Origin of the sequence: Enterococcus sp. DA9 (assembly GCF_008000875.1) — a bacterium.
In the GTDB taxonomy this organism is placed as follows: domain Bacteria; phylum Bacillota; class Bacilli; order Lactobacillales; family Enterococcaceae; genus Enterococcus_B; species Enterococcus_B lactis.
This window is the reverse complement of record NZ_CP042839.1, coordinates 501,778-525,348: the sequence shown is the minus strand read 5'-3', so window position 1 is coordinate 525,348 and position 23,571 is coordinate 501,778. Positions and strand designations below refer to the sequence as shown.

Genomic DNA, 23,571 nt, shown 5'->3' with positions numbered 1-23,571 from the left:
ATTACTTGATGCAGGACAGCTTTTTCACAACCTTTTGTTAGTTATCGTTTGATAAAGAAAAAGGCAAATCTTTTGATCGATACTTCTTAGGATGAGGGACGATACCTAATTGGTAAGAAATCTTGCCGCCTTTCAGCAAATCTTGATGGGTAAAATATAATTTCGTATATTCTTTGTCCATCCGATTGATTTTATGGATAAATTGCTGTTGCGGCCGATTAGGAGTGGCTTCAATCGTCAATTCCTTTCCATTTGACAAAAGCACAACAGCCTTGTCCATTAAAGGCATACCGATAACATATTCACCGGTTCCTGGTGTGACAGGATAGAATCCCAGACTATTGAAGATATACCAAGCAGCCATACTTCCGTTGTCCTCATCTCCAGGGTAACCCGTTGAAGAATCGTTGAAAGTTTGAGTCATCAATTGTTTAAGCAATGGCTGTGCCATTTCGGGTTGTCCAATATAGCTGAACAAGTATGGGTAATGAAAACTTGGCTGATTGGAGATAGCTAACTGCCCAAATTCTATCGCAGCCATCTCGCTCATTTCATGAATCTCAAAACCATATCCTCCTGTTTCAAATGTCGGAGATTGATTGCACAAATCAATGAGTTTTTCTTTGAATCTCTCACTGCCGCCATATTTTTCGATCAACCCTGCAAAATCATGATAAACAGCAAAGCTGCTTTGCCAAGCACTGCCTTCTGCATAATCTTGTCCCCAACGATGAGCAGAAAATGGTTCTCTGAATTTGCCATTTTTATCTTTGGAACGCATCCATCCTGTCTCATAGTCAAAAATATTTTGATAGTTCAATGATCGTTGCTGATATTTTTTCACCGTTTCGTCCTCTGCTAGTACTTTGGCAACTTGACTAATACAAAAGTCGCTGTAAGCATAGTCTAGCGTATGATTGACCGATTCATGGTAGTGATTAGGAACATAGCCGTATGTCAAGTAATCCTCTGTCCCTTGTCGTCCATAATTTGGATGATTACTTTGAACTGTAGCGCCTTTCTTCATTGCTGTTAGAATTTCCTGCATCAAGTCTGGCCGAATATCTTTTACAGCAGCATCTGCAATGACTGCATCAATTAATGTCCCAGGCATTAGTCCACGTTCGTCAGGAGACAGCCATTTTGGCAAATAGCCACTTTCTCTATAGCTGTTCAAAAAACCTTCCAGCATTTCTTCGTACTTTTCTACAGCAATCAAAGAATAAAGAGGATAAACCGTTTTATACGTATCCCAAAACCCATTATTTGTATAGAGAACACCAGGTTTCACAGATCGACTAGTCGTATCATAGTGGATTTTTTGCCCACTAGGATCCATTTCATAAAATGTCTGCGGAAATAAAAACACTCGATAGAAGTTATGATAAAACGTCCGCAATTGTTGTTGATCATGGTGTGTGAGCTGTATACGATCAAAATAGGATTGCCATTGTTTCTGGCTGTTAGCAAGGTAAGTCTCTTTGCTTTGGTTTTGTTCTAGTTCCAGGTTATAAGCTGCTTGTTCCGAGCTGATAAAAGATGTCCCGAATCGGATGATTTGTTTTTTTGTCTGTTCAAAATACAACGGGATCGAATCGCTATTTTTGTTGGAAACAGCTAACTCATCAATTGTTAAAGGATATTCAAATCTCAATATAAAATAAAAAGAAAAATCAGGATCTTCTGAACCAGCAAAATGTGTGATTTTTCCTTCCACTGTGTAAGGATCTATAACAAAGAGCTGATGACGTCCCGGAAAGGATAAAAGTAAACCGCTATCATTTCTGCTGTAATCAATAGATAAGATTCCGCCATACATACTGGGTATCAATGTAGAGCGGATGCCATAACGCAATTGACGGATCGACAGATGAGTCGGACAAAATATACTTTCTTCTGGGCGGTAAGAACTTTGAGCATGAAAAAGGGTATTTTCCTGTAATTTACCATTGATTGGCGTGAGCAGCATATGACTAAAATCGCCCATCCAAGGACTTGGTTGGTGGGTAAGTCGATAACCTTGAAAAACACGATCCTCAGGATGAAACCACCAGCTGCCGTTTTGATCGGTCGTTTGCGGTGCAAAATAATTCATCCCAAAAGGAACGCCAGTGTAAGGCTGGCAGTTCCCGTTAGAGAAATTTGGCTGATTAGCTGTGCCATGTCTAGTATCTATTTGACCGATATTCATTTTATTTCTCCTTTGTTGATTGTCTTTTGATAAATGAAACTGGAAATTTGCTGTCGGAAGGACGTTCGTTTGTCTCTAACCAAGTGATCAAAGCCTCTCCAGCAAGCTTGCCTAACTGTTCAAAATCTTGTGCAATGGTTGTCAGCGGTGGATCAACAAGAGCGGCTGCTTGGATATCATCAAATCCGATGATTGAAAAATCTTCAGGAACATGATAATCATGCTGTCTCAAGAAATTCATCGTCTGGATAGCAACAACATCGTTTTCGCAAACAAAAGCGGTCACTTCATACTTAGTGATATAAGAAAGCAATTCATCGAATGTCGCGCTTTTGTCATCCAGCGAAGTGTGGAAAGCCAAACCAGCTTTGTCTAATGCTTCAAGGTAACCAAGGTAACGCTGACGTACGGATTGTGGATGAGTCTGTGCACCAAATAAATAAGCGATTTTTGAATGTCCCTGTTCGATCAAATGAGAAGTAGCGAGCACACCACCTTGGAAGTTGTCGGAAAGCACGGTAGGAAAAGGCAATTCATAGATTTTTTTATCCAATATGATAACAGGGAATTCCTTTAATGAAAGCTCAAAAAGCAAGTCAAGATGCTGTTCTGTATCAAAGGCATAATAAATCAATCCATCAAATTTATGGATGAGTTCTTTTGCCGTTTTATTTTGTAAAAAATCATGTGTCGTCATCATGACATCCATCTGTTTATCCTGCATCACAGGATTCAATCCCTTGGTAAAATCACCAACAGACAAATCAGCGACATATGGAAGAAGAAACAGAATCCGCCGTGTTTTTGTAGGTGAAGGAAGCATCTGCTCCGGAGAAGCTGATTTAACAAAACTGCCTTTCCCACGAACGCGATAAATCAGCCCTAATTGCTCTAATTCAGTCAATGCACGTTTTGAAGTGATTCTGCTTACTTTATAAGTATGGGAAAGTTCCTTTTCAGTTGGTAGTTGGCTATCTACAGGTAATTCACCAGTTAAAATAGCCATTTGCAAATCATTAAATATTGTCTGGTACAATGGTTGATTCATATAAACACCTCTTAATGATATATCATATTTAAATAATACCATAATAGATGAAAAAGTAAATAAAAATTTATTTTTTTGAAAGCGTAGACATGAAATGACACAAGAGGTATAATCTTTAAAGATATATCAAATGAAAAGAGGAAATTTATATGGTTTATAAAGATATACCAAAGTCAGTACAAAAATTTATGAATGATATCACACAAAAATGCGGGAAAAACCATGCGGACTGGGCAACGAATTTTACAGCAGCATTTGCCAACACATTATTGACAACAGTCAAAAAGCAAAATGACGGTACTACTTTTTTATTGACAGGAGACATTCCTGCAATGTGGTTGCGAGATTCTACTGCACAAGTTCGTCCTTATTTAGTGATTGCAAAAGAAGATGAGGAACTAGCTGACATGATTAGTGGGTTGGTCAAAAAGCAATTTTTTTATATCAACATCGATCCATATGCGAATGCCTTCAATGAAGAAGCGAACGGTGCGGGACACCAAACAGATCACACAAAAATGAACGATTGGATCTGGGAAAGAAAATATGAAATTGATTCTTTATGCTACCCGATACAGTTGGCCTATCTTCTTTATAAAAATACAGGAAAAACGGACCAATTCAACCCAACTTTTATTGAAGGGATCAAAAAAATCTTAGGCGTGTTCGAAACAGAGCAGGATCATGAACACTCTCCTTATACATTTATACGAGATACGACAAGAAAAGAAGATACGCTGATCAATGACGGACGAGGAGCCAAAACAACTTTTACAGGTATGACATGGTCTGGGTTCCGTCCTAGCGATGATGCTTGCCGTTACGGATATCTGGTACCATCCAATATGTTTGCGGTGGTCGTGTTAGGTTATGTGGAAGAAATTTTCCAAACGATACTCGATGATAAAGAAATCGTACAGAAAGCACAAATATTGAAGAAAGAGATTCAAGAAGGTATCCAAAATCACGGACGGACGGTTAATCAAAAAGGGCAAACGATTTATGCATACGAAGTAGATGGAATGGGGCACGCGACGGTCATGGATGACAGCAATGTGCCCAATTTGATCGCGGCACCTTATTTGGGTTACTGTTCGGAAAAAGAGGAAGATTATCTTCAAACAAGAAAAACATTGTTGAGTAAAGAGAATCCATATTTTTATGAAGGAAAGTACGCAAAAGGAATTGGTTCTTCCCATACGCCAAAAGAGTATGTTTGGCCAATTGCACTAGCTATGGAAGGAATGACAACACCAGATAAATCTGAAAAAGAACGGCTATTGAATTTGCTTGTAGCAACTGATGCAGGAACACATCTTATGCACGAAGGATTTGATGTGAACAATCCTGAAAATTATACAAGAGAATGGTTTTCTTGGGCAAACATGATGTTTTGCGAATTAGTCATGGATTACTTTGATATTCGAGTAGAAAAATAGGAGGTACTGTAAATGAAAAAGAAAGTATATATCATTTCTCATAGTCACTGGGATCGTGAATGGTATATGGCTTACGAACAGCATCACATGCGGTTGATTGAATTGATAGACGATTTATTAGAGCTATTTGAAGTTGATCCGTCCTTCAACAGTTTTCATTTGGATGGGCAAACGATTATTTTAGATGACTATCTTCAAGTAAGACCAGAAAAAAGACAGGCGCTCCAACAAGCAATCAATGAAGGAAAATTGAGAATCGGACCATTTTATATCTTGCAAGATGATTTTCTGATCAGTTCGGAATCAAACGTGAGAAATATGCTGATTGGCATGGAAGAAAGCCGTAAATGGGGAACCCCCGTCATGTTAGGTTATTTTCCTGATACATTTGGAAATATGGGACAGACGCCTCAATTAATGAAACAAGCTGGTATTTCAGCAGCGGCGTTTGGCCGTGGGGTAAAACCAATTGGCTTTGACAATCAAGTTCTGGAAGCAGAAAACTATTCTTCTCAATACTCAGAGATGTGGTGGAAAGGACCTGATCAAACAGAAATTTTTGGTCTGTTATTTGCCAATTGGTATAGCAATGGGAACGAGATTCCCGTAGAAAAAGAAGCTGCTCGTGTCTTTTGGAAGCAGAAATTAGCAGATGCAGAACAATATGCATCTACTGATCATCTATTAATGATGAATGGTGTTGATCATCAACCAGTACAAAAAGATATATCAAAAGCAATTCATCTCGCAAATGAGCTGTTTCCAGATTACGAGTTCATCCATTCTAATTTTACTGACTATCTGGAAGCAGTTCGACAAGAGTTGCCAGAAGACTTAGGTTCAGTAGAAGGAGAATTGACAAGTCAAGAAACGGATGGCTGGTATACTTTAGCCAATACAGCATCTGCTCGCGTTTATTTGAAACAATGGAATACCAAGGTCCAACGGCAGCTAGAAAACATCACAGAACCACTTGCGACGATGGCTTACGAAGTTACAGGGATTTATCCCCACGATCAATTAGATTATGCTTGGAAGACATTAATGCAAAATCATCCTCATGACAGTATTTGCGGTTGTTCAGTCGATTCTGTCCATCGGGAAATGATTCCTCGTTTTGAAAAAGCAGATGAAGTCGGAAAGTATCTTGCACAAGATTCTTTAGAACAACTGGCCACAGCAATCGATACAACTGGATTTCCAAAAGACAGCTTTCCATTTGTCGTTGTAAATACTGCAGGAATGGATAAAACTGGCGAAGCAGAAATAACCATCGAATTAGAAAGAAAAAGATTCGCTGAGGGAATACCGGAACATCTGTATCAAGAGTTAGAACAGTTGCCTAGACGGAAGTATCACGTAGAAACAAAAAGCGGGGCCACTATACCAGCTATTTTATCTGAAGAAACTGTACAATTTGGTTATGATTTGCCGAAAGATCGTTTCCGTGTGCCATATATGGCAAGGACAATCAAGGTAACTTTACCAATAAAAAACATGCCAGCTTTTTCTTGGGAAACATTCGCGCTTGTAGAAGGGGAAGCGAAAGCAGAAGAAAAGGAAACAATGATCCGTCAGAGTGGACGAATCGTCGAAAACGCCCACCTGCGTTTGACGATTAAAAAAAACGGTACCATTACAATGGAAGATCGTAAAAACAAACGAAAATGGAATAACCTGCATATTTTTGAAGATATCGGTGATATAGGAAACGAGTATATCTTTAAGCAACCTGTCTATGATCAACCAATCCTATCCAGTAATCAAGAGGACTCTGAAGTAAAAGTATTAGTAGATACACCAGAAATAGCAAAAATAAGTATTCTACAGGAAATGGAGATCCCAGTTTCTGCAGACGAGCGTTTAGAGAAAGAACAACGGATGGTTGTAGAATTTCGTTATCGAAAAGCAGAACGATCTAAAGAAAAACGGATCCTTCAAATAGAAACGATCATGACAGTCAGAAAAGATAGTAAAAAAATCGACTTTGAAACGACTCTTGACAATCAAATGAAAGATCATCGATTGCGTATCTTGTTTCCTACAAAGTTACATGTGGAACATCACGAAGCAGATAGTATTTTTGAAGTAGTAAAGCGCCCAAACCATGTATCTAGGAGCTGGGAAAATCCCACGAATCCGCAACATCAGCAAGCATTTGTCAATATTCATGATGAACAGAACGGTGTAACAGTTGGTAACTTTGGTTTGAATGAATACGAAGTAACAGCAGATGGACAAATCGCGGTGACGCTACTTCGCTGTGTGGGAGAACTAGGAGATTGGGGGTATTTTCCAACACCAGAAGCACAGTGTTTAGGTAAGCATCAGTTCAATTACAGTGTTGAACTACATGGACCAGAAGAAACATTCTCTACTTATTTGCATGCATACGCGGCACAGATTCCTTTTTCCACTCAACAAATCAAACATCATGAAGGAACATTGGCATCAAAACAACAATATTTAACGATAAAAAGTGAAACGTTTGCAATTACAGCTTTGAAACGGAGTAAGTTTAGTGATAAAGTAGTAGTGAGAGGTTTCAATATGTCTAGTCATTTAGAAAAATTAGAAATAACTAAAGACAATCGAAAAACGGTCATATTGAATCTGCTTGAAGAACCAACGCAGCAATCGGTTGTCCCGATAATCCAACCTTATGAAATTCGGACAATCGGATTCGAGGAGGAAAACTAAATGTATGGCGGAATAGAAGCAGGCGGAACAAAATTTGTGTGTGCGGTTTCAGAAGATGGAGAGATTTTGGAAAAAACAAGTATTCCTACCACAACACCAGAAGAAACATTGGATCAAGTATTTGAATTTTTTGATCGTTATGAACTGAATGGAATCGGGATTGGCTCATTCGGCCCGATTGGTATCGACCAAACAAAAGATAATTACGGATACGTTTTGGCAACTCCCAAAAAAGGATGGGCACAATTTGATTTTCTCGGCACAATCAGGAAACGCTACAATGTTCCTGTTGCTTGGACGACGGATGTCAATGCGGCTGCATACGGGGAGCTGAAGCAAGGGGCGGCACAAGGAAAAAATAGTTGTATTTACCTTACCGTGGGAACAGGAATCGGTGCAGGCGTTGTGATCAATGAGGAAATTTTTTCAGGAATCGCACATCCTGAAATGGGACATATTTGGGTAAAACGCCATCCAGATGATCAATATGAAGGCACTTGTCCTTATCATAAAGACTGTTTAGAAGGATTAGCAGCAGGTCCGTCTATTGAGGCACGTATAGGAATCAAAGGGCAAGATCTGCCACAAGATCATCCGATTTGGGATATTCAAGCTTTCTATATTGCTCAAGCACTGATCAACTATACGTTGACGTTAGCACCTGAAAAGATTATTTTAGGCGGCGGGGTAATGAATCAGGATCATCTCCTTCAAAAAATTCGTCAGCAATTTGTTGAATTGATGGGTGGCTACATGGAAACACCTCAAGTAAGTGAATATATCGTTCGTTGGGGACTGCCGAATGAAAGTGGGATTATCGGTAGTTTGCTGTTAGCAGAACACGAACATCAAAAGTAAGCAGACAAGTTACACAAAAAGAACGTAGTCTTATCAGCAGATAATGATAGGACTACGTTCTTCTTTCTATTTCCACAATCCGGGTAAAGCTTTACCAACTATTTTTTCTTGAGTAAATGGATGAATCATGTGCAGTTCTAATGCATGGAGCATCAGCCGTTCAGCTGGTCTATTTTGGTAAAGAGGGTCTCCGACGATTGGATGCCCTATATGAGCTAAGTGAACTCTGATCTGGTGCGTACGACCGGTTTCCAAAACACAATACACTTGTGTTTTTCCAGAAAGTACTTTGTCGACAGTGACATGTGTCAAGGCGTTCTGACCATTTTTATCATCTACGACCCGTTTTCTCCGATCATGGCGATCGCGTCCGATTTTATTGGTAATAGTCCTATCTTTGGCGATTTTCCCCCATACGATGGCTTGATATCTCCGATAGATCATTTTTTGTTCCAACATTCTTCCAAGTATCGGCAAGACAAATGGGTTTTTTGCAAATAAAACAGCGCCGCTTGTTTCTTTGTCCAAACGGTGGACAACATAAGGTCGTTGTTTTTTCGTATCGAGATAAGCAGCTAAGTGATTGAGCAAGGTACTGTTTTCTGTTGGTTCGTTTGGATGAGTCTTCATTCCTGCAGGCTTATCCACTATAATCAAATGTTCATCTTCATATAAAACACGGATGTGCTTCGCATCTCCTAATTGGACTTCTTGATAATTATAATCTGTTTCTTCGAATAACAATGTGATCTGGTCATTGCCTTTTACTTCATGATGGAACAAAGCAGGTTGTTGATTGATCCAAACGTTTTTACGTATACGCAAAAAGTGCCGAACCTTTCTAGGAACTAACCATTCCTTTTCAAGCAAGTCGCGAATCGTTGTTTCAAGGTGGTTCATAGGTAAAGTAATCGTGATTTTCACAAGTGTACTCCTTTCGGTAAAATTGCAGACTAATTGTACCATTTTTAAAACATATTTAAGAAAAAACTTACATTTTTCTGTTCATTCTTATGTTACTCTACTTGCACTAGCGAAAAAAAACAAATCGAACTACAACTTAAGCAGGAAGAAAACACTCTTTCATTATGGTAAAATAAGACGATTGAATTGAATAGACAGGAGAAGAAGCGAATGGATTTTCAAAGCATTTTAGGAAAGATAAAAGCTGCTTTGATCAGTTTTTGGCGATGGATCAGACCATATCTCGGACAATTCCATCGATGGCGAAAGCGCATTTGGAAAAAATATCATGTGAACAAATTGATTTTGCTGATTGGTTTGATCTGTGTCTTAGTGACAAGTATCTACCTTTTTATTTTAGCCAAACAAGCAAATGTCGAAACGTTAAAATCTGGATTAAGCCAATCGACAGTCATTTATGACAAGAAAAATGAAGAAGCTGGCACACTGTACGCCCAAAAAGGGACATACGTAGAATTAAACGCGATTTCTCCCTATATCCAAGATGCGGTGATCTCGACAGAAGATAGGAATTTTTACGAACATCACGGATTTGATATCAAAGGAATCGCCCGTGCGGCTGTTCGGATGGTTTTGTCTGGCGGAACATCAGGGGGCGGAGGAAGTACGATCACTCAGCAGCTTGCCAAAAATGCTTATCTGACATTAGATCAAACATTTGATCGAAAAGCGAAGGAATTATTTTTGGCAATCGAGATCGAAAAGAAGTACAGCAAAGAAGAAATCTTGACCATGTATCTTAACAATGCCTATTTTGGCAACGGGGTATGGGGTGTCCAAGACGCTTCCAGAAAGTATTTTGGAGTAGATGCAACGAATGTTACGCTATCTGAGGCTGCTACTTTGGCAGGAATGCTGAAAGGTCCTGGTATTTATAATCCGATTGATCACCCAGCAAATGCGAATGATCGGAAAAACACAGTATTAAGCGTAATGGAAGAAAACGGAAAAATCACAAAAGAACAAGAACAAGCAGAAAGCCAGACAGACATCAGTGCTTATCTTCATGACACATACGACAATTCAGATTCTGGTTATCGTTATCCTTATTATTTTGATGCAGTGATCGATGAAGCAGTTAACGAGTATGGTCTTGATGAAGAAGATGTCATGAATAAAGGCTATAAAATCTATACAGCTTTAGATCAGGATTACCAAAAGCAATTAGAAGCTACTTATCAAAATAATGCATTATTCCCAGCAAATGCTTCAGATGGTGCCATGGTCCAATCTGCTTCAGTAGCTTTAGATCCGAATACAGGCGGTGTACAAGCATTAGTAGGACGAAGAGGAGATCATGTCTTTAGAGGATTCAGCTTTGCTACACAGATGCGCCGTTCTCCAGGATCAACGATCAAACCATTAAGCGTGTATACACCAGCGTTGGAAGCTGGCTACAAGCCTTCTAGTGTCTTGAAAGATGAACCGCAAAGTTATTACGATGCGCATAATTTTGACGGGACATACCAAGGAGAAGTACCGATGTATCAGGCTGTTGCACAAAGTTTGAACTTGCCTGCTGTATGGCTTTTGCATGAGATCGGTTTACAAAAAGGATATGATAAAGCAGAAGAATTCGGCCTGCCTTTAGCAAAATCTGATAAGTATTATGGCTTAGCTCTTGGCGGATTAGAAAAAGGAGTATCTCCAATGATCATGGCGGGTGCTTACAGTGCATTTGCCAATGAAGGTCAGATGTATACGCCGCATCTCATCACGAAAATCGTTGATTCAACTGGAGCGGTGATCATCGATAATACAAACAAAAAGCCAAAACAGGTCATATCAAAGGAAACAGCCGATGAAATGACTAGCATGCTTCTTGGTACATTCTCAAATGGGACAGCAGCTGCTGCGAATCCTGCAGGTTATACGATAGCAGGGAAAACAGGAACCACAGAAACTAATTTCGATGCCACGAAAGCAAATGACCAATGGATGATTGGGTATACGCCAGACGTAGTGATTTCGACATGGATGGGGTATGAAGAATCCAGCAAGCTGCATTATTTGGAAGGGACAAGTGGAAATGTTGTCGGGAAAGTCTTCAAATCAGCGGCAGAAGGTATCCTTCCTTATACTTCCAAAACAGGATTTAGTGTAGCGGATGCCTATGCCACAGGAGGGCAAGTAGTAGCAGCAGATCAAGTTGGAAACACAGGTAATTCTAATGGAGAGTCTGGAAATTGGCAAGATAACTTGAATCAATACGGTGAACAAGCAAAAGAAGGATTGAAGAATTTCGGCGATATGGTGAAAGAAGGCGTTCAGGGAATTGGTGAAGCGGCTAAAGACCTCTGGCGGAAATATCAAGGAGAGTAGACCCTTTGAAAACGAATAACCCCATGTTACAATAGAGAGTAACTACTAAAAGAAAAGAGGGCATAACATGTCAAACATCTACGATAGCGCAAATCAGATCGAACGTGAGATCCGTGAATTACCAGAATTCAAAGCGTTGAAAGAAGCGTACGAGAAAGTACAAGCAAACGAAGAAGCACACAAGCTATTCAAAGACTTCCAAGCGATGCAAATCGAATTACAAGAAAAACAAATGAGCGGACAAGAATTCAGCGACGAAGATGCAATGAAAGCACAAGAAATGGCTGTAAAAATTCAATCAGAAGAAGTAATCAATGATTTAATGCAAAAAGAACAAGGGTTCAGTACGATCATTAATGACTTGAACCGGATTATCATGACGCCAGTTCGCGACCTTTACAGCGAATAGAACTATTTTATGAAACAACAGAGGTTGTGAAAGAGCTGTTCAGCCTTGAGCGATGACAAAATTGCTTCTTATTGCCGATAGACTGTCGCTTGAACACCATTTACCAAGAGGTCGTGAGCCTACCGTTTAACTCTGAGTTACAAGGAACAATTTCAAAAAAAGCTTCTCATGTTTGATGACTATTGTGATTTGTGACCGAGGAGTTGGCAGGAGAACACCGTTTATTCAGAAAAAGGAGAGACGACAAAACTCTTGTCGTCTCTCCTTTTTTTGTCATTCATTTTTCAAACGGTAAAAATAGCCCTCTTGAGCTAACAGCTCTTCGTAAGTACCCATCTCAACGATTTTTCCTTCATCGATCACGACGATTTTATCTGCCTCTTTGATTGTTGAAAGCCGATGAGCCACAATAAAAGTAGTGGGTGTTTCTGTCAGGTAATTCAGGGCCTGCTGGATTTTTTTCTCTGACTGGTTATCTAAAGCTGAAGTTGCTTCATCTAGCAAAATGATTTTCGGCTGACGTATCAATGCTCGTGCAATAGAGATACGTTGTTTTTGGCCACCAGACAGCTTGTTGCCATGTTCGCCTACTAAGGTATCCAGACCATCAGGAAGCTGGTCAATCAGTGAAGAAAGTTGCGCAGCTTCGATGACTTCATCTAAACGTTCTTTTGATACGTTTTTCAAGCCATAAGTGATGTTCTCTTTGATCGAAGCGGAGAACAACAAAGTGGTTTGAGGAACAACGGCTAAATAATTACGCACACTTCGCATATCCAATTCATCCAAAGGCTGATCATCCAAGAAAATCCTCCCTGAAGACGGCTGGATAAATCCAATCAATAAGTTAAGGAGTGTAGATTTTCCAGAACCAGATGGCCCAACAAAAGCAATTGTTTCTCCAGCTTTCACCTCTAGAGAAAAATGATCGATAATCGGCTTGAGTGAGTCCGGGTAATGAAAAGAAACATCCTCAAAACGAAAATTTCCATCCAAATGTTGGATTTTTTTCTTACCGTGATAAGTTTCTACATCGCCAGCAATCAACAGTTCACCAATAGAAGTAATAGATTCCATGCCTTTTGAAATCGTAGGAATCAGTGTGATCATTCCAGAAACGGAATTGACGATCGTTGTGAAATATGTCTGATACATCACGACATCACCTGGTTGGATACGCCCTTGTAAAGCTAATATCCCAGTGAAAATCAAACAAATCAGCTGAAATATCTGAAAACTAGCCCAGCTGACTGATCCGAAAACAGATTGCAGGATATCTAAGTGGAATCCTTTTTCATAGATTTGGGTAAAATGCTTATTTAAGCGAGTGGTTTCGTGTTTTTCTAACCCATGAGCTCGAGCAATCGGTGCTAATTCGATCACTTCGATCACTTTTGCAGAAGTTTCTTCCATTTCTTGCCGGAAATCTGAATTGGACTGTCTGATCCTTTTCCGGAAAAAAAGAGTAACTAACGCGGCGAGAGGGACAGTCAATAAGAAAAACAAGAAAACGACAGGACTTCTATAAAGCGTGATACCTAAAGCCACGAATAAATTGACAGCAATGTTCAATCCGCTGACAAATACTTGAGAGGACAATGTTTGGATGGCTTCTACATCACGGATGATCTTTGATTGGATCCGGCCAGATTGCAATTCTTTTTGATAGGGAATAGAAAGTTCTTGGATTTTCTTGATAAGGGTCGCTCTTAGTCCAGCTTCTACTTGCCGGATCGAAGTGCTATGGTATTTTACATGAAAATAATTCGTCAATATATTTTGACCGATCAGACAAGTCATCAAAAAAGCGTTGAAATAAATCGCCTGCAATTGAGAGGAATCTTTTGATGAAGCTGCATTGATTACATTGGCAATAGCGATCGGCATTAACCAAGATGGAAGATGTTTGATAATAAAAAAGAGTCCTGACATAGCAAAGCGCCAATAATTCCCCTGATAAAGATGCAGCAATGTCTGAAAAGCATTTGCATGATATTTTTGATAACTTTTCTGTATTCGTTCCTCCATAATCTTCTCCTTAACAATCTTGGTAAATAAACTGCAAGTGTTCTATTGCTTCAGGAACATAAATCTCAGGAGTAGCTTCAAGAGTGGCGTACATTAGAGGACGCTCATATTTGATATAATGCAGTACCGGTCGGAAATCTAAACAGCCTTTGCCAACAGGAACCATGCGGATCTTTCCATTTTCCATGATGTAGTCTTTGAGATGAAGGGCTGTAATACAACCCTGTAAATTGTCCAAGGCACCTTGGATCACTTTCTCCTGATCAGTATGATTTTCTTTATGCATCAAATTCGCACAATCTAAAATAATTTTTAAATTTGGTGAAGCTACTTCATCGACTAAACGTTTGGCTAACTGATAGTTATAGATTGGATGATTGATCCCTGCTTCAACAGCAACAGTTACGCCAAAATTTTCTGCATGAGCGACTAATTCAATGACAGAATTTCTAGCGATCTGATAAGCTTCTTCAGTAAAATTTTCTTTTGTGTAACCGACAGAGACACTACCAGTTTCTGTAGCGATCATCTTGGCTTGATAGGCAGAGCACAGAGCAATTTGCTGTTTGAAAGTTGCTAATGCTTGTGCACGAACTTCTTGATTTTTGCTGGATAGGTTGATATAGCATCCTAAAATGGAAAGTTCGATATTGTTTTTTTGGAAGTATTCACCAAAATAGGCAGCACTTCCAAGTGTCATGGCATTTAATTTAAGTTGTTCAGGAAATGCTTTTTGCGGTGCAAATTGGATATGGGACAAGTGAAGCTGTGATACTTTTTGAACGATTTCTTCACGATTTCGAACCTCTAGATCATGGGCACGAATGCCTAAATTTAATGGAAACATTTCAAACTCCTTTTTGTAAATAATCAGCAAGAGGCAGACGGGATTCTTTTATCAATTCAGCAATTATTCGGGCAACTTTATCAGCGCCTTCTGGACTAAAGTGGGTATTATCCTTTAGTCCTTCTGGGTAATTTTCACAACTATTAGGCATAAGATGCAGATAGAATTTTTTTGTCTCTTCTTTTGAAAAGGTCTGGAAATATTCTTGTGATCGTGAGAAAACATCTAAAAGCGGAATATGGTATTTCTCAGCAAATGCACGCATCGCTTTTGGATAGTCTCCAAGTATATCTGGATTCAATGTTCCATTTTCTAAGTAATCTCGTCGCGTCACAGATGTCAGCAAGACCATGTGGACATTCGCTTTTTTTGCGCATTCAAAAAATATCTGCAGATTTTTTAAATAGCTACCGAAGGGAAGCGTACCTCTTTCTTCTTGGATTTTCTGGTCGTTATGTCCAAATTGTACAAATAAGAAATCATTTGGCTGAAACTGTGAAGCTAAACGGGCTAACCTTCCTTCCTGGATAAATGTTTTAGTGCTGCGTCCATTCTTTGCTTGGTTATTAATCTGGATCTCAGGTGAAAAATAAGCAGATATTTTTTCTCCCCAACCTGTCTCGGGACGCTTGTTTTCATCTTTTTCTGCCGCAGTAGAATCACCGGCAATATGGATAGTAGGCATGTTATCTCTTCTTTCATAAAGGTTTATAGGCAATGAAGCAGAACAGCAAGAGAAGAAGACGGAGCAAATTTGGTCCGTCTTCTTCTCTAAAACGTGGATAAACGGATTCCGTTATTTCGCTATCCTGTTTTTGATTCGTTACTGTTACTATTAATCAATTAGGCAAAAAAGCCAAAGTAATTTTTAGCATTTGTATAACTAATCGCTTGAACGAGACTTCCTAAAAGTTGTTCATCCTCAGGTGCTTCCCCTCGCATGACCATTTCGCCTAAAAATTCACAAAGAACACGACGGAAATATTCATGTCTAGTGTAGGAAAGGAAACTTCTTGAATCTGTCAGCATGCCGACAAAATTCCCCAAAGCACTACCATCAGCAAACTGTGTCAATTGATCGCGCATACCAGCTCGAGTATCGTTGTACCACCATCCAGAACCTAACTGCAGTTTTCCATTCTGTTCTTTTTGGAAACAGCCCATCAAAGCTAAAATCGCAGGGTAGTCATTTGGATTCAGTGAATAGAGGATCGTCTTTGGCAACTGATTCGTTTCTTCTGCACGATTCAATAATTTTTGCAGAGGAATAGTCAAAGAAAGATCATTCATTCCATCATAACCGGTATCGGGTCCTAATTTTTCCAACATTTGTGTATTACAATTACGATAAGCATGAATATGCAGCTGCATTGTCCAATTATGAGAATGATAGAAGTGGGTCAAACGTATCAGTGTTTCTGTACGATAAGCATCGATTTCATCTGAAGATAATAGTTTGTTAGCTCGTGCTTTTTGAAAAATCTCTTCTAATACTGTTTCATCCGCTTCTTTATAGCGTAAGGTGTCTAAAGCGTGGTCGGAAACACGACATCCATGTTGATGGAAGTATTCTATCCGCTGCCCTAAAACTTCGATCAGTTCTTGATAGGTGGTAATCGTTTGGTCAGCTGCTTCTTCCAGTAGTGTAATCCATACATTAAATCCTTCTTTTTCAATATTGAGTGCTTTGTCTGGACGGAATGAAGGGAGAACTTTCAAATCTGGTTCTTCATGAGCAAGCAATTGATGATAGTGTAAGTCATCTGCTGGATCATCTGTCGTACAAATCACTTCTACATTCGATTTTTTCGCGATTTCCCGCCGACGGAAATCAGGAGATGCCAAAATTTCATTTGCTTGTGTCCAAATTTTCTCTGCGTTTTCTTCATTTATCAACAAGTCAATATCGAAGAAACGCTTCAATTCAAGATGTGACCAACTGTAAAGCGGATTGCCGATAATTTTTGGTACGGTTTGACACCAAGCTAAAAATTTTTCAAAATCAGAAGCATTTCCTGTGATTTTTTCTTCAGGCACGCCGCAAGCTCGCATCAAGCGCCATTTGTAATGATCGCCTCCTAACCAAGCTTCTGTCAGATTGCTGAAATTGTTGTTTTCGTAAATTTCTTTTGGATCTAAGTGACAGTGATAATCAATAATGGGCATATTTTTTGCGTAGGAATGATAAAGATTTTTCGCCCAATCGTCTTTTAATAAAAAATCATCAGATAAAAACATAAATCTTCCTTCTTTCTTTTTATACTGTTTTATGAAAATCAAAGTGTTACTCCGTTTTTAAAAATGGCAATTTCTCTAACGTCATTTTGTTCATTTTTCGTTTCTTCTCCACTAGCCACAGCGATGATTTTTTGAACAAATGATTCTAAGATCACTTCCATTGGTTGTTCTAATAAGACGCCTGCATTAAAGTCCATCCAATGACCTTTGCGTTCAAAAAGAGTCGTGTTCGTAGATACCTTGACCGTAGGGACATATGAGCCAAACGGAGTCCCTCTTCCTGTGGTAAACAAGACCAACTGGCAATCGGATGAAGCAAGAGCAGAGGCAGCTACAAGATCATTCCCGGGAGCTTGCAATAAACTAAGTCCTGGTTTTCTGATTTTTTCGCCATATTGCAGTACATCAACGACAGGAGAGCTTCCTGATTTTTGCGTGCAGCCTAAAGACTTATCTTCTAATGTAGTGATCCCACCTGCTTTATTACCAGGAGATGGGTTTTCGTAAACTGGTTCCCCGTAAGACAAGAAATACTGTTTGAAGTCATTGATCAAGTCAACGATTGAACCAAAAACTTTTTCATTTTCCGCTCGTGCCATCAATACTTGTTCTGCACCAAACATTTCTGGCACTTCTGTTAAGATCGTGCTACCTCCTTGAGCAATCAAGTAATCAGAAAATGCACCAAGCAAAGGATTGGCAGTTATTCCCGATAGACCATCAGAACCGCCGCATTTCAAACCGACATTCAACTTAGAGAGCGGGACTGGTATGCGCTGGTCGTTTTCGACCGCGGTTAAAAGTTCTTCTAATAGAGCTACGCCTTGTTCGATCTCATCATAGACATCTTGAGCCACTAGAAATTTCACTCGTTCTTCATCATATTCACCTAAAATTTTTTTGAATTCAGGAACGGTATTGTTCTCGCAACCTAATCCAAACACTAAAACTCCGCCAGCATTTGGATGGTTTACCGCGTCTGCTAAGATTTCTCGAGTATTTTGATGATCTTTTCCAAGCTGTGAACAGCCGTAGGGATGCTTTAAAATCGTAATATGATCAAACTGTCCCAGATCCGGATGTTTTTCTTTGAACTGTTTGACGATCAGTTCAGCAATTCCATTCACACACCCAACGGTAGGGACTAAGAACAAGTCATTACGAATCCCTACTTTTCCATTTTTTCGTAAGTAGCCTTGAAATGTTCGGTTCTCAAAAGGATAATGACTTGGATGGACATCTTTTTCATATCGATAATCCAATTCACCAGAAAGGTTGGTTTTTACATTATGAGTGTGCAGCCATTGACCGGCAGTTACGTCTGTCGTCACGTGCCCGATTGGATAGCCATATTTGATCACGTTGTCTCCAGCTTTCAAATCACTCAATGCAATCTTGTGACCTTGCGGGATATCTTCAAGAGTGGTGATCGTTTGCTGATCAATCGTCAGTTGTGTTTGCTTTGGGATAGGTGTTAATGCGACAACAACACTGTCTCGTTGATTTAATTTCATTGTTGGTTGCAGGGTTTCAAGCATGGACCATCGTTCCTTTCATTTCTTGTAATACTGCTCGGACACCTTTTTGATCGATTTTTGTAGCCATTTCTTGAACAGTATCTGCCACATTCGGTAATTGAGACAAATCTTCTCCCCAAAGCGCAGCGTTTTGCAATAATCGAAGAATAGCTGTTTCATTATCAGACCAAGCATCAACAAATTCGCTTATCGTCTTTTCATCATCATGGGGCTTTACTTGATCGCCTCGATACATAAGAAGTAACGCAGCTAGTGAAACAGAGATTAGCGGTGGTACTTGATTTTTTTCTTCGATATACTTCTTGAAGACCGGAAGCAGACGGGTGCTGAATTTTGAAACACTATTTAATGAAATCGCTTCTAATTTGTGATGGGCAAAAGGATTCAAGAAACGTTCTTTGATTTGATCAGCATAAATGGCTAATTCATCTTTAGGTAAAGAAAGCATAGGAATCAATTCTAGATCGAATAGCTGATCAACATAAGCGGAGAATAAAGGATCTTTCATTACTTCTTCTACAGTTTCCAATTCCGCCAACAAAGCAAGAGGGACCATCGCTGTGTGCGGTCCATTAAGCAAATGTACCTTACGTTCACGATAAGGAGTCATATCATCTGTGATGATGACATTCAAGCCAGCCTGTTTGAATCGTAGTTGATTTTCCAACTCTTTAGGTCCTTCGATCACCCAAAGCATGAATGGTTCCGCTTTGACCATCAATTGATCTTCATAGTTATGTCGTTGATTGAAAACATCTGCATCCTCACGAGGATAACCTGGTACGATGCGATCAACTAAACTACAACAAAAAACATTTTCTTTTTCTAACCACTCAATAAAAGCAGGTTCTAAATCCCATTTTTCTGCATAGCGTAAAATAATTTCTTTTAGACGTTCACCGTTTCTGTCAATCAATTCACAAGGAATAATGGTAAAACCAGCTTTGTTTAATTCAAAACGTCGATATAAAAAGGCTGTCAGTTTGCTCGGGAAGCTCTGTGGTGGCGTATCTGTTCGTTCATCAGTCTCCACAAATTGGATTCCTGCCTCTGTTGTATTGGAGACGATATAGGCTAAGTCGTCATTTTCTGCTAGAGAAAGATAAGCATCCCATTCATGATAAGGATTGATCATCTGTTCTACTATGGTGATAATCTCGGAAGTATCAACGATTTCGCCATTGCTGAGTCCTTGTAAAATGACCGTATATAAATTGTCTTGCTGGTTCATCATATTCCCAAGACCTTGTTCTAAAGGCTGAATGATGGCGACATTTCCTTTAAACAATTGTTGGTTATTCAGTTGCTGAATCTGCCAATCAACAAATCCGCGCATAAAATTGCCTTCGCCGAATTGAAGAACTTTTACGGGAGCCTCGTTTTTTTTCACTAATTCTTTTGTCAGTTTATTCATAGATTACTTCCTTTCTGTGTTATGCACACGTTAACATTTTTATATAAAATTACTTGCAGTTTACAAGTAATTGATCGACTCACGAAGCATCAGTAAGGTGGAGAGCTCCATTTTAGATTGTTCGATCGGCCTGTCTTCAATCAAATCCAATAAAAGCTTTGTTCCTACTTGACACATTTCTTTCAACGGTTTGTGTACTGTAGTAAGCGGTGGATTAAGATAGGAGACGACTGGAGAATCATCGAACCCAATCAGAGAAATGTTCTGGGGAACACGAAGACCAGCTGAATGTACAGCTCTCAATGCACCAATCGCTATGTCGTCGTTGCCACAAAAAACCAGAGTAGGCAGGTCAGAAAGCGATAATAGGTACTCCATGTTTTGGAGGCCGCTTTCTAAGCTGTAGTCCCCTGTTAAAAAATAGGCTGGATTGGCAGGGATGCTTGCTTTTTTTAGACTGTCCAATACACCTTTTTCCCGTTCTTTTGTCGAACGAAAGTTTTTTTTCCCACCAATATAAGCGATCTTCGTATGTCCGCACCCAATACCGTAATCTACTGCCTGCATAACACCGGCCGCATCATCGGCAGTAACATTGATAACCGCTGGATCATTGATGTGACGATTGACAACTACGAAGGGAAACTCTTTTTCTTTTAGATAATCGATAAAAGGCTGATCTTCATCACTTTGACTCATAACGATTAGACCATCATAACGTTGCAAATTGATTTCTGTTAAATCAACAGCATCGATACTTTCGACAGATAAGCTGTAGTTTGTGTCCAACACTGAATGGATACCTGCAATGGAATCTGCTAGGAAATTTGATGAAGTTCCTTTATGCAAACTTGAGAAAAACAGTCCGATAAGATATTTTTTTTGATTTACTAAACCTTTTGCACTATAGTTCGGCAAATAATTCATTTCCTTAGCTAGTTGCCGTATTTTTTGTTTTGTTTCATTTTTGATTAAACTGCTGTTATTCAAAGCACGAGAAACTGTCGTATGAGAAACACCAGCTGCTTTAGCGATATCTTTGATCGTTACCATTCCATCATTTTCCTTACTTTTTCACTTTTTGTTAACGCATTCATCATATTACGATAACTACGATAAGTCAATAGATCTTTGGTATGAAAAGATTGCACACGTTAAAAATTACTTGGCTTTTTATTTTTAATTATGCTATTCTTAAAAACGGGGAATGCTCATTTAATTAGATGAGTATCAATTTTACAGAAAAATGAAAGCCTTTTACTTAAAGGGAAGAGAGGAAGAAAATGAAGAAAAGTACAGTGTTTTATAAAATATTTTTACCGATGTTTTTATTAGGAGCCGTACTTGTCATAGGATTTAGTTTATTTATTTATCAGAATACCTATGAGTCGATCGAATCGAGTTATTTAACAGATAAAAAGAACCTACTCAGGCAAGTCAAAACGAACGTTGAATGGAAAATCAGAACAATCGAATATTCGTTTTCTACGTATGGTTCGACCAAAAATTTCTCGGATATATTCAAGCATCCGCTGACATATACAAATTACTCCACTTATTCTGAAATCAGGAAAGAGCTAAACTTTATAGAAACAATTGTTATGGATGATAATAATTATGATTTACTCAGTTTAGCTGGTAAATGGGGAGTAATCAATGGATCGTTGACTCAACTGACTGAAGAGGAAGTTGAAAGGTATCAACAAAAGTACATAAATAACAAAGATAATTTATTTTGGCAAAAGAAAAATAAAGGAATCGAAATGGTGATTCCTTTACCAATGTTTGAAAAAGAAAAATATGCATTGGGAATTGCTACGATAGAGAAACATACAATAGAACAAGTTGTTGGGGAAAGTGGAGAAGATATACTTTCTATCGAAAACGAAGATGGAAAGCTTTTTTCTACACAGAAAGTAAAAGAAGAAGAGCAGCCAGAAGCATTAGCGGATGTGGATCTAGAGTACAACCAGTTGAAAGTGATAAGAGAAAATGGGACATCCTATATCGTACTGAAATCAGATTATAATAATTGGATTTACAGATTAGAAGTTGATTCTAGTGCAATTGGAGCAACGATTCGCAATCTGAGAATCGGGTTAGTTGCAGTGTCTTTGACACTGGTAGGACTGATCGGTCTCCTTTCCTATTTATTTTCGGACAGATTTGCCCGTCCAATTTCTCAAATTCAGGAACGTTTGAATCTTAAATCAAAAGGATTCAGTGGGAAAGAACTAGATTTGGTCGCTCAATCAGTCAGTCGGATCATAGGAGAAAAAGAAGCGTTAAGTGCACACTTAGTTACCCAAAAGCCACAACTAGAAACGTTATTTGTACTTAGTTTATTTAGAAATCGAGTAGAAAGGCGAGAACTAGACCAGCGGTTGCAGCAATTTGGTTATAGTTCTCAAAATGACTGCTATTATACGGCCTTGGTTCAAATCGATCTGTTAGAAGATAGTCACGGTGGGGAGCGTGATTTGCTACTTTTAGCAATCAACAACATGATCACGGAAATTGTGCCAAAGGAAAATCGAATGCTGCCGATCGTTTTGAATGAAGAAATGCAAGCCACTATTTATCGAATGGATAAAGACGATGCAGAAGCAAGCAAAAAAGTCATGGAGTATTGCCGACTCATTCAAAAACGTGTAAAAGAATACTTGAAATTAACTGTGAGTATAGGTATCAGTAACCGATTCGAAACGCTGAATGAAAGCAAGCAATCGGTTGACCGAGCAAAAGAAGCCCTGTATTATCGTGTAAATACTGGTCCGAGTTCGATCATATTTTATCAGGAAATTGTTCCTGCTGCGCATGAAAAAACGCTTATTAGATATCCAGTAGAAGAACAGAATCGATTGTTTGAAGCTATTCGTTCCGGAAATCAGGAAGTAAGGAAGCTGGTACATGAATTAATTAATGCATTGTTCGCACAAAATAAAAATCCTCTGAGCCGAGAAGTAGTTTCGGTCCGTTTGATCAATGAGCTCGTTCAATTAGGGCAGTTATTGGGAGTAGATTCAAAAAATTTTGATAACATGAAACAAATCTATGTAAAAGCATTGAATAATTATCATCCTAAAGAGCTAGAAAAACTTGTTTTAGAACAATTAGTCTTGCCAATCACAGAATGTTCTCAAGCAATCACTGATCATGAATTTAAAAATCTTTCGGAGAATATCATGCACATCGTCTATACAGAATATGACCGTGATCTATCTCTAGATGTGATTGCTGATAGGTTGCATTATAACCCTAATTATTTAAGCAATGTATTTAAAAAGGAAACAGGAGAAAAATTTGGTGATTTCGTCCAAAATCATCGTCTAGAGGTAGCGAAAAAGTGGTTGAAAGAAACAAATCTCTCTGTAAAAGATATTGCAGAAAGACTGCAATATCGAAATCCGCAAAATTTTATTCGTTTCTTCAAAAAGAAAGAATCGATCACTCCGGGAGAATATCGAAAAAAATATTTGTGAATCAAGAGGCTGTTTTTCTTGTGATCTGATTCAAGCAATAAAAGAGGACAGCGAAAAACAGCATTTCATGTTT

At 38.9% G+C, this 23,571-nt stretch carries 16 protein-coding genes; 6 read left to right on the top strand and 10 right to left on the bottom strand.

What is annotated here, in order from left to right; all coding sequences use genetic code 11:
- Window positions 1-37 precede the first annotated feature (37 nt).
- On the bottom strand, window positions 38-2,191 hold the full coding sequence (locus FTX43_RS03305; protein WP_147606734.1) for a GH92 family glycosyl hydrolase: 2,154 nt from the start codon (window positions 2,189-2,191) through the stop codon (window positions 38-40).
- Window position 2,192: 1 nt separating this feature from the next.
- The gene (locus FTX43_RS03300) at window positions 2,193-3,239 is read right to left on the bottom strand and encodes a substrate-binding domain-containing protein (protein WP_080491752.1); all 1,047 of its coding nucleotides are present in this window, start codon (window positions 3,237-3,239) and stop codon (window positions 2,193-2,195) included.
- Window positions 3,240-3,388: 149 nt separating this feature from the next.
- Between FTX43_RS03300 and FTX43_RS03295 the strand changes: the two genes are divergently transcribed.
- Genes FTX43_RS03295 through FTX43_RS03285 form a run of 3 tightly spaced genes read left to right on the top strand, consistent with a single transcriptional unit; the run spans window position 3,389 to window position 8,236 of the window.
- Complete coding sequence (locus tag FTX43_RS03295; protein ID WP_147606732.1) at window positions 3,389-4,678, top strand: glycoside hydrolase family 125 protein; 1,290 nt, start codon at window positions 3,389-3,391, stop codon at window positions 4,676-4,678.
- A gap of 12 nt (window positions 4,679-4,690) precedes the next feature.
- Complete coding sequence (locus tag FTX43_RS03290) at window positions 4,691-7,378, top strand: alpha-mannosidase (RefSeq protein ID WP_002348181.1); 2,688 nt, start codon at window positions 4,691-4,693, stop codon at window positions 7,376-7,378.
- Window positions 7,379-8,236, top strand: a complete 858-nt coding sequence (locus tag FTX43_RS03285; RefSeq protein WP_002310840.1) for an ROK family protein — start codon at window positions 7,379-7,381, stop codon at window positions 8,234-8,236. It begins immediately after the preceding gene.
- Window positions 8,237-8,302: 66 nt separating this feature from the next.
- Here the strand turns inward: FTX43_RS03285 and FTX43_RS03280 are convergent, their stop codons facing one another.
- On the bottom strand, window positions 8,303-9,160 hold the full coding sequence (locus FTX43_RS03280; RefSeq protein ID WP_147606730.1) for an RluA family pseudouridine synthase: 858 nt from the start codon (window positions 9,158-9,160) through the stop codon (window positions 8,303-8,305).
- A gap of 210 nt (window positions 9,161-9,370) precedes the next feature.
- On the opposite strand from FTX43_RS03280, the gene FTX43_RS03275 reads away from it, so the two are divergent.
- Both FTX43_RS03275 and FTX43_RS03270 read left to right on the top strand, forming a co-directional pair.
- Complete coding sequence (locus FTX43_RS03275; protein WP_002310843.1) at window positions 9,371-11,542, top strand: PBP1A family penicillin-binding protein; 2,172 nt, start codon at window positions 9,371-9,373, stop codon at window positions 11,540-11,542.
- A gap of 67 nt (window positions 11,543-11,609) precedes the next feature.
- A complete protein-coding gene (locus FTX43_RS03270) occupies window positions 11,610-11,951 on the top strand; it encodes a YlbF family regulator (RefSeq protein WP_002285994.1) in 342 nt (113 codons plus the stop codon).
- A gap of 273 nt (window positions 11,952-12,224) precedes the next feature.
- On the opposite strand, the gene FTX43_RS03260 is transcribed toward FTX43_RS03270, so the two are convergent.
- The 7 genes from FTX43_RS03260 to FTX43_RS03230 all read right to left on the bottom strand — a co-directional run bounded on the left by FTX43_RS03260 (window position 12,225) and on the right by FTX43_RS03230 (window position 21,069).
- Entirely contained in the window at window positions 12,225-13,979 is a 1,755-nt protein-coding gene (locus FTX43_RS03260) for an ABC transporter ATP-binding protein (protein ID WP_002345670.1), read from the bottom strand.
- Window positions 13,980-13,989: 10 nt separating this feature from the next.
- Window positions 13,990-14,826, bottom strand: coding sequence for a sugar phosphate isomerase/epimerase (locus tag FTX43_RS03255; RefSeq protein ID WP_002314466.1), 837 nt, complete (start codon window positions 14,824-14,826; stop codon window positions 13,990-13,992).
- A 1-nt stretch (window position 14,827) separates the two neighbouring features.
- A complete protein-coding gene (locus tag FTX43_RS03250) occupies window positions 14,828-15,511 on the bottom strand; it encodes a rhamnogalacturonan acetylesterase (protein WP_002335436.1) in 684 nt (227 codons plus the stop codon).
- Window positions 15,512-15,669: 158 nt separating this feature from the next.
- Entirely contained in the window at window positions 15,670-17,064 is a 1,395-nt protein-coding gene (gene uxaC, locus FTX43_RS03245) for a glucuronate isomerase (protein ID WP_002310847.1), read from the bottom strand.
- Window positions 17,065-17,102: 38 nt separating this feature from the next.
- The gene (locus tag FTX43_RS03240) at window positions 17,103-18,602 is read right to left on the bottom strand and encodes a UxaA family hydrolase (protein WP_002310848.1); all 1,500 of its coding nucleotides are present in this window, start codon (window positions 18,600-18,602) and stop codon (window positions 17,103-17,105) included.
- Complete coding sequence (locus FTX43_RS03235) at window positions 18,595-20,016, bottom strand: tagaturonate reductase (protein WP_002335434.1); 1,422 nt, start codon at window positions 20,014-20,016, stop codon at window positions 18,595-18,597. Before FTX43_RS03235 ends, FTX43_RS03240 begins: the two co-directional genes overlap by 8 nt.
- Window positions 20,017-20,076: 60 nt before the next feature.
- A complete protein-coding gene (locus tag FTX43_RS03230) occupies window positions 20,077-21,069 on the bottom strand; it encodes a LacI family DNA-binding transcriptional regulator (RefSeq protein ID WP_002310850.1) in 993 nt (330 codons plus the stop codon).
- Between the two features lie 230 nt (window positions 21,070-21,299).
- Here FTX43_RS03230 and FTX43_RS03225 point away from each other — a divergent pair, with 230 nt between their 5' ends.
- Window positions 21,300-23,498 carry a helix-turn-helix domain-containing protein gene (locus tag FTX43_RS03225; protein ID WP_002314471.1) on the top strand — a complete coding sequence of 733 codons (2,199 nt, stop codon included), beginning with the start codon at window positions 21,300-21,302 and terminating at the stop codon, window positions 23,496-23,498.
- Window positions 23,499-23,571: the final 73 nt, after the last annotated feature.

Bases quoted from the DNA above. Each gene is read 5' to 3' on its own strand.
- FTX43_RS03305 (WP_147606734.1), bottom strand. From the start codon at position 2,191: ATGAATATCGGTCAAATAGATACTAGACATGGCACAGCTAATCAGCCA.
- FTX43_RS03300 (WP_080491752.1), bottom strand. From the start codon at position 3,239: ATGAATCAACCATTGTACCAGACAATATTTAATGATTTGCAAATGGCT.
- FTX43_RS03295 (WP_147606732.1), top strand. From the start codon at position 3,389: ATGGTTTATAAAGATATACCAAAGTCAGTACAAAAATTTATGAATGAT.
- FTX43_RS03290 (WP_002348181.1), top strand. From the start codon at position 4,691: ATGAAAAAGAAAGTATATATCATTTCTCATAGTCACTGGGATCGTGAA.
- FTX43_RS03285 (WP_002310840.1), top strand. From the start codon at position 7,379: ATGTATGGCGGAATAGAAGCAGGCGGAACAAAATTTGTGTGTGCGGTT.
- FTX43_RS03275 (WP_002310843.1), top strand. From the start codon at position 9,371: ATGGATTTTCAAAGCATTTTAGGAAAGATAAAAGCTGCTTTGATCAGT.
- FTX43_RS03270 (WP_002285994.1), top strand. From the start codon at position 11,610: ATGTCAAACATCTACGATAGCGCAAATCAGATCGAACGTGAGATCCGT.
- FTX43_RS03260 (WP_002345670.1), bottom strand. From the start codon at position 13,979: ATGGAGGAACGAATACAGAAAAGTTATCAAAAATATCATGCAAATGCT.
- FTX43_RS03255 (WP_002314466.1), bottom strand. From the start codon at position 14,826: ATGTTTCCATTAAATTTAGGCATTCGTGCCCATGATCTAGAGGTTCGA.
- FTX43_RS03250 (WP_002335436.1), bottom strand. From the start codon at position 15,511: ATGCCTACTATCCATATTGCCGGTGATTCTACTGCGGCAGAAAAAGAT.
- uxaC (WP_002310847.1), bottom strand. From the start codon at position 17,064: ATGTTTTTATCTGATGATTTTTTATTAAAAGACGATTGGGCGAAAAAT.
- FTX43_RS03240 (WP_002310848.1), bottom strand. From the start codon at position 18,602: ATGCTTGAAACCCTGCAACCAACAATGAAATTAAATCAACGAGACAGT.
- FTX43_RS03235 (WP_002335434.1), bottom strand. From the start codon at position 20,016: ATGAATAAACTGACAAAAGAATTAGTGAAAAAAAACGAGGCTCCCGTA.
- FTX43_RS03230 (WP_002310850.1), bottom strand. From the start codon at position 21,069: ATGGTAACGATCAAAGATATCGCTAAAGCAGCTGGTGTTTCTCATACG.
- FTX43_RS03225 (WP_002314471.1), top strand. From the start codon at position 21,300: ATGAAGAAAAGTACAGTGTTTTATAAAATATTTTTACCGATGTTTTTA.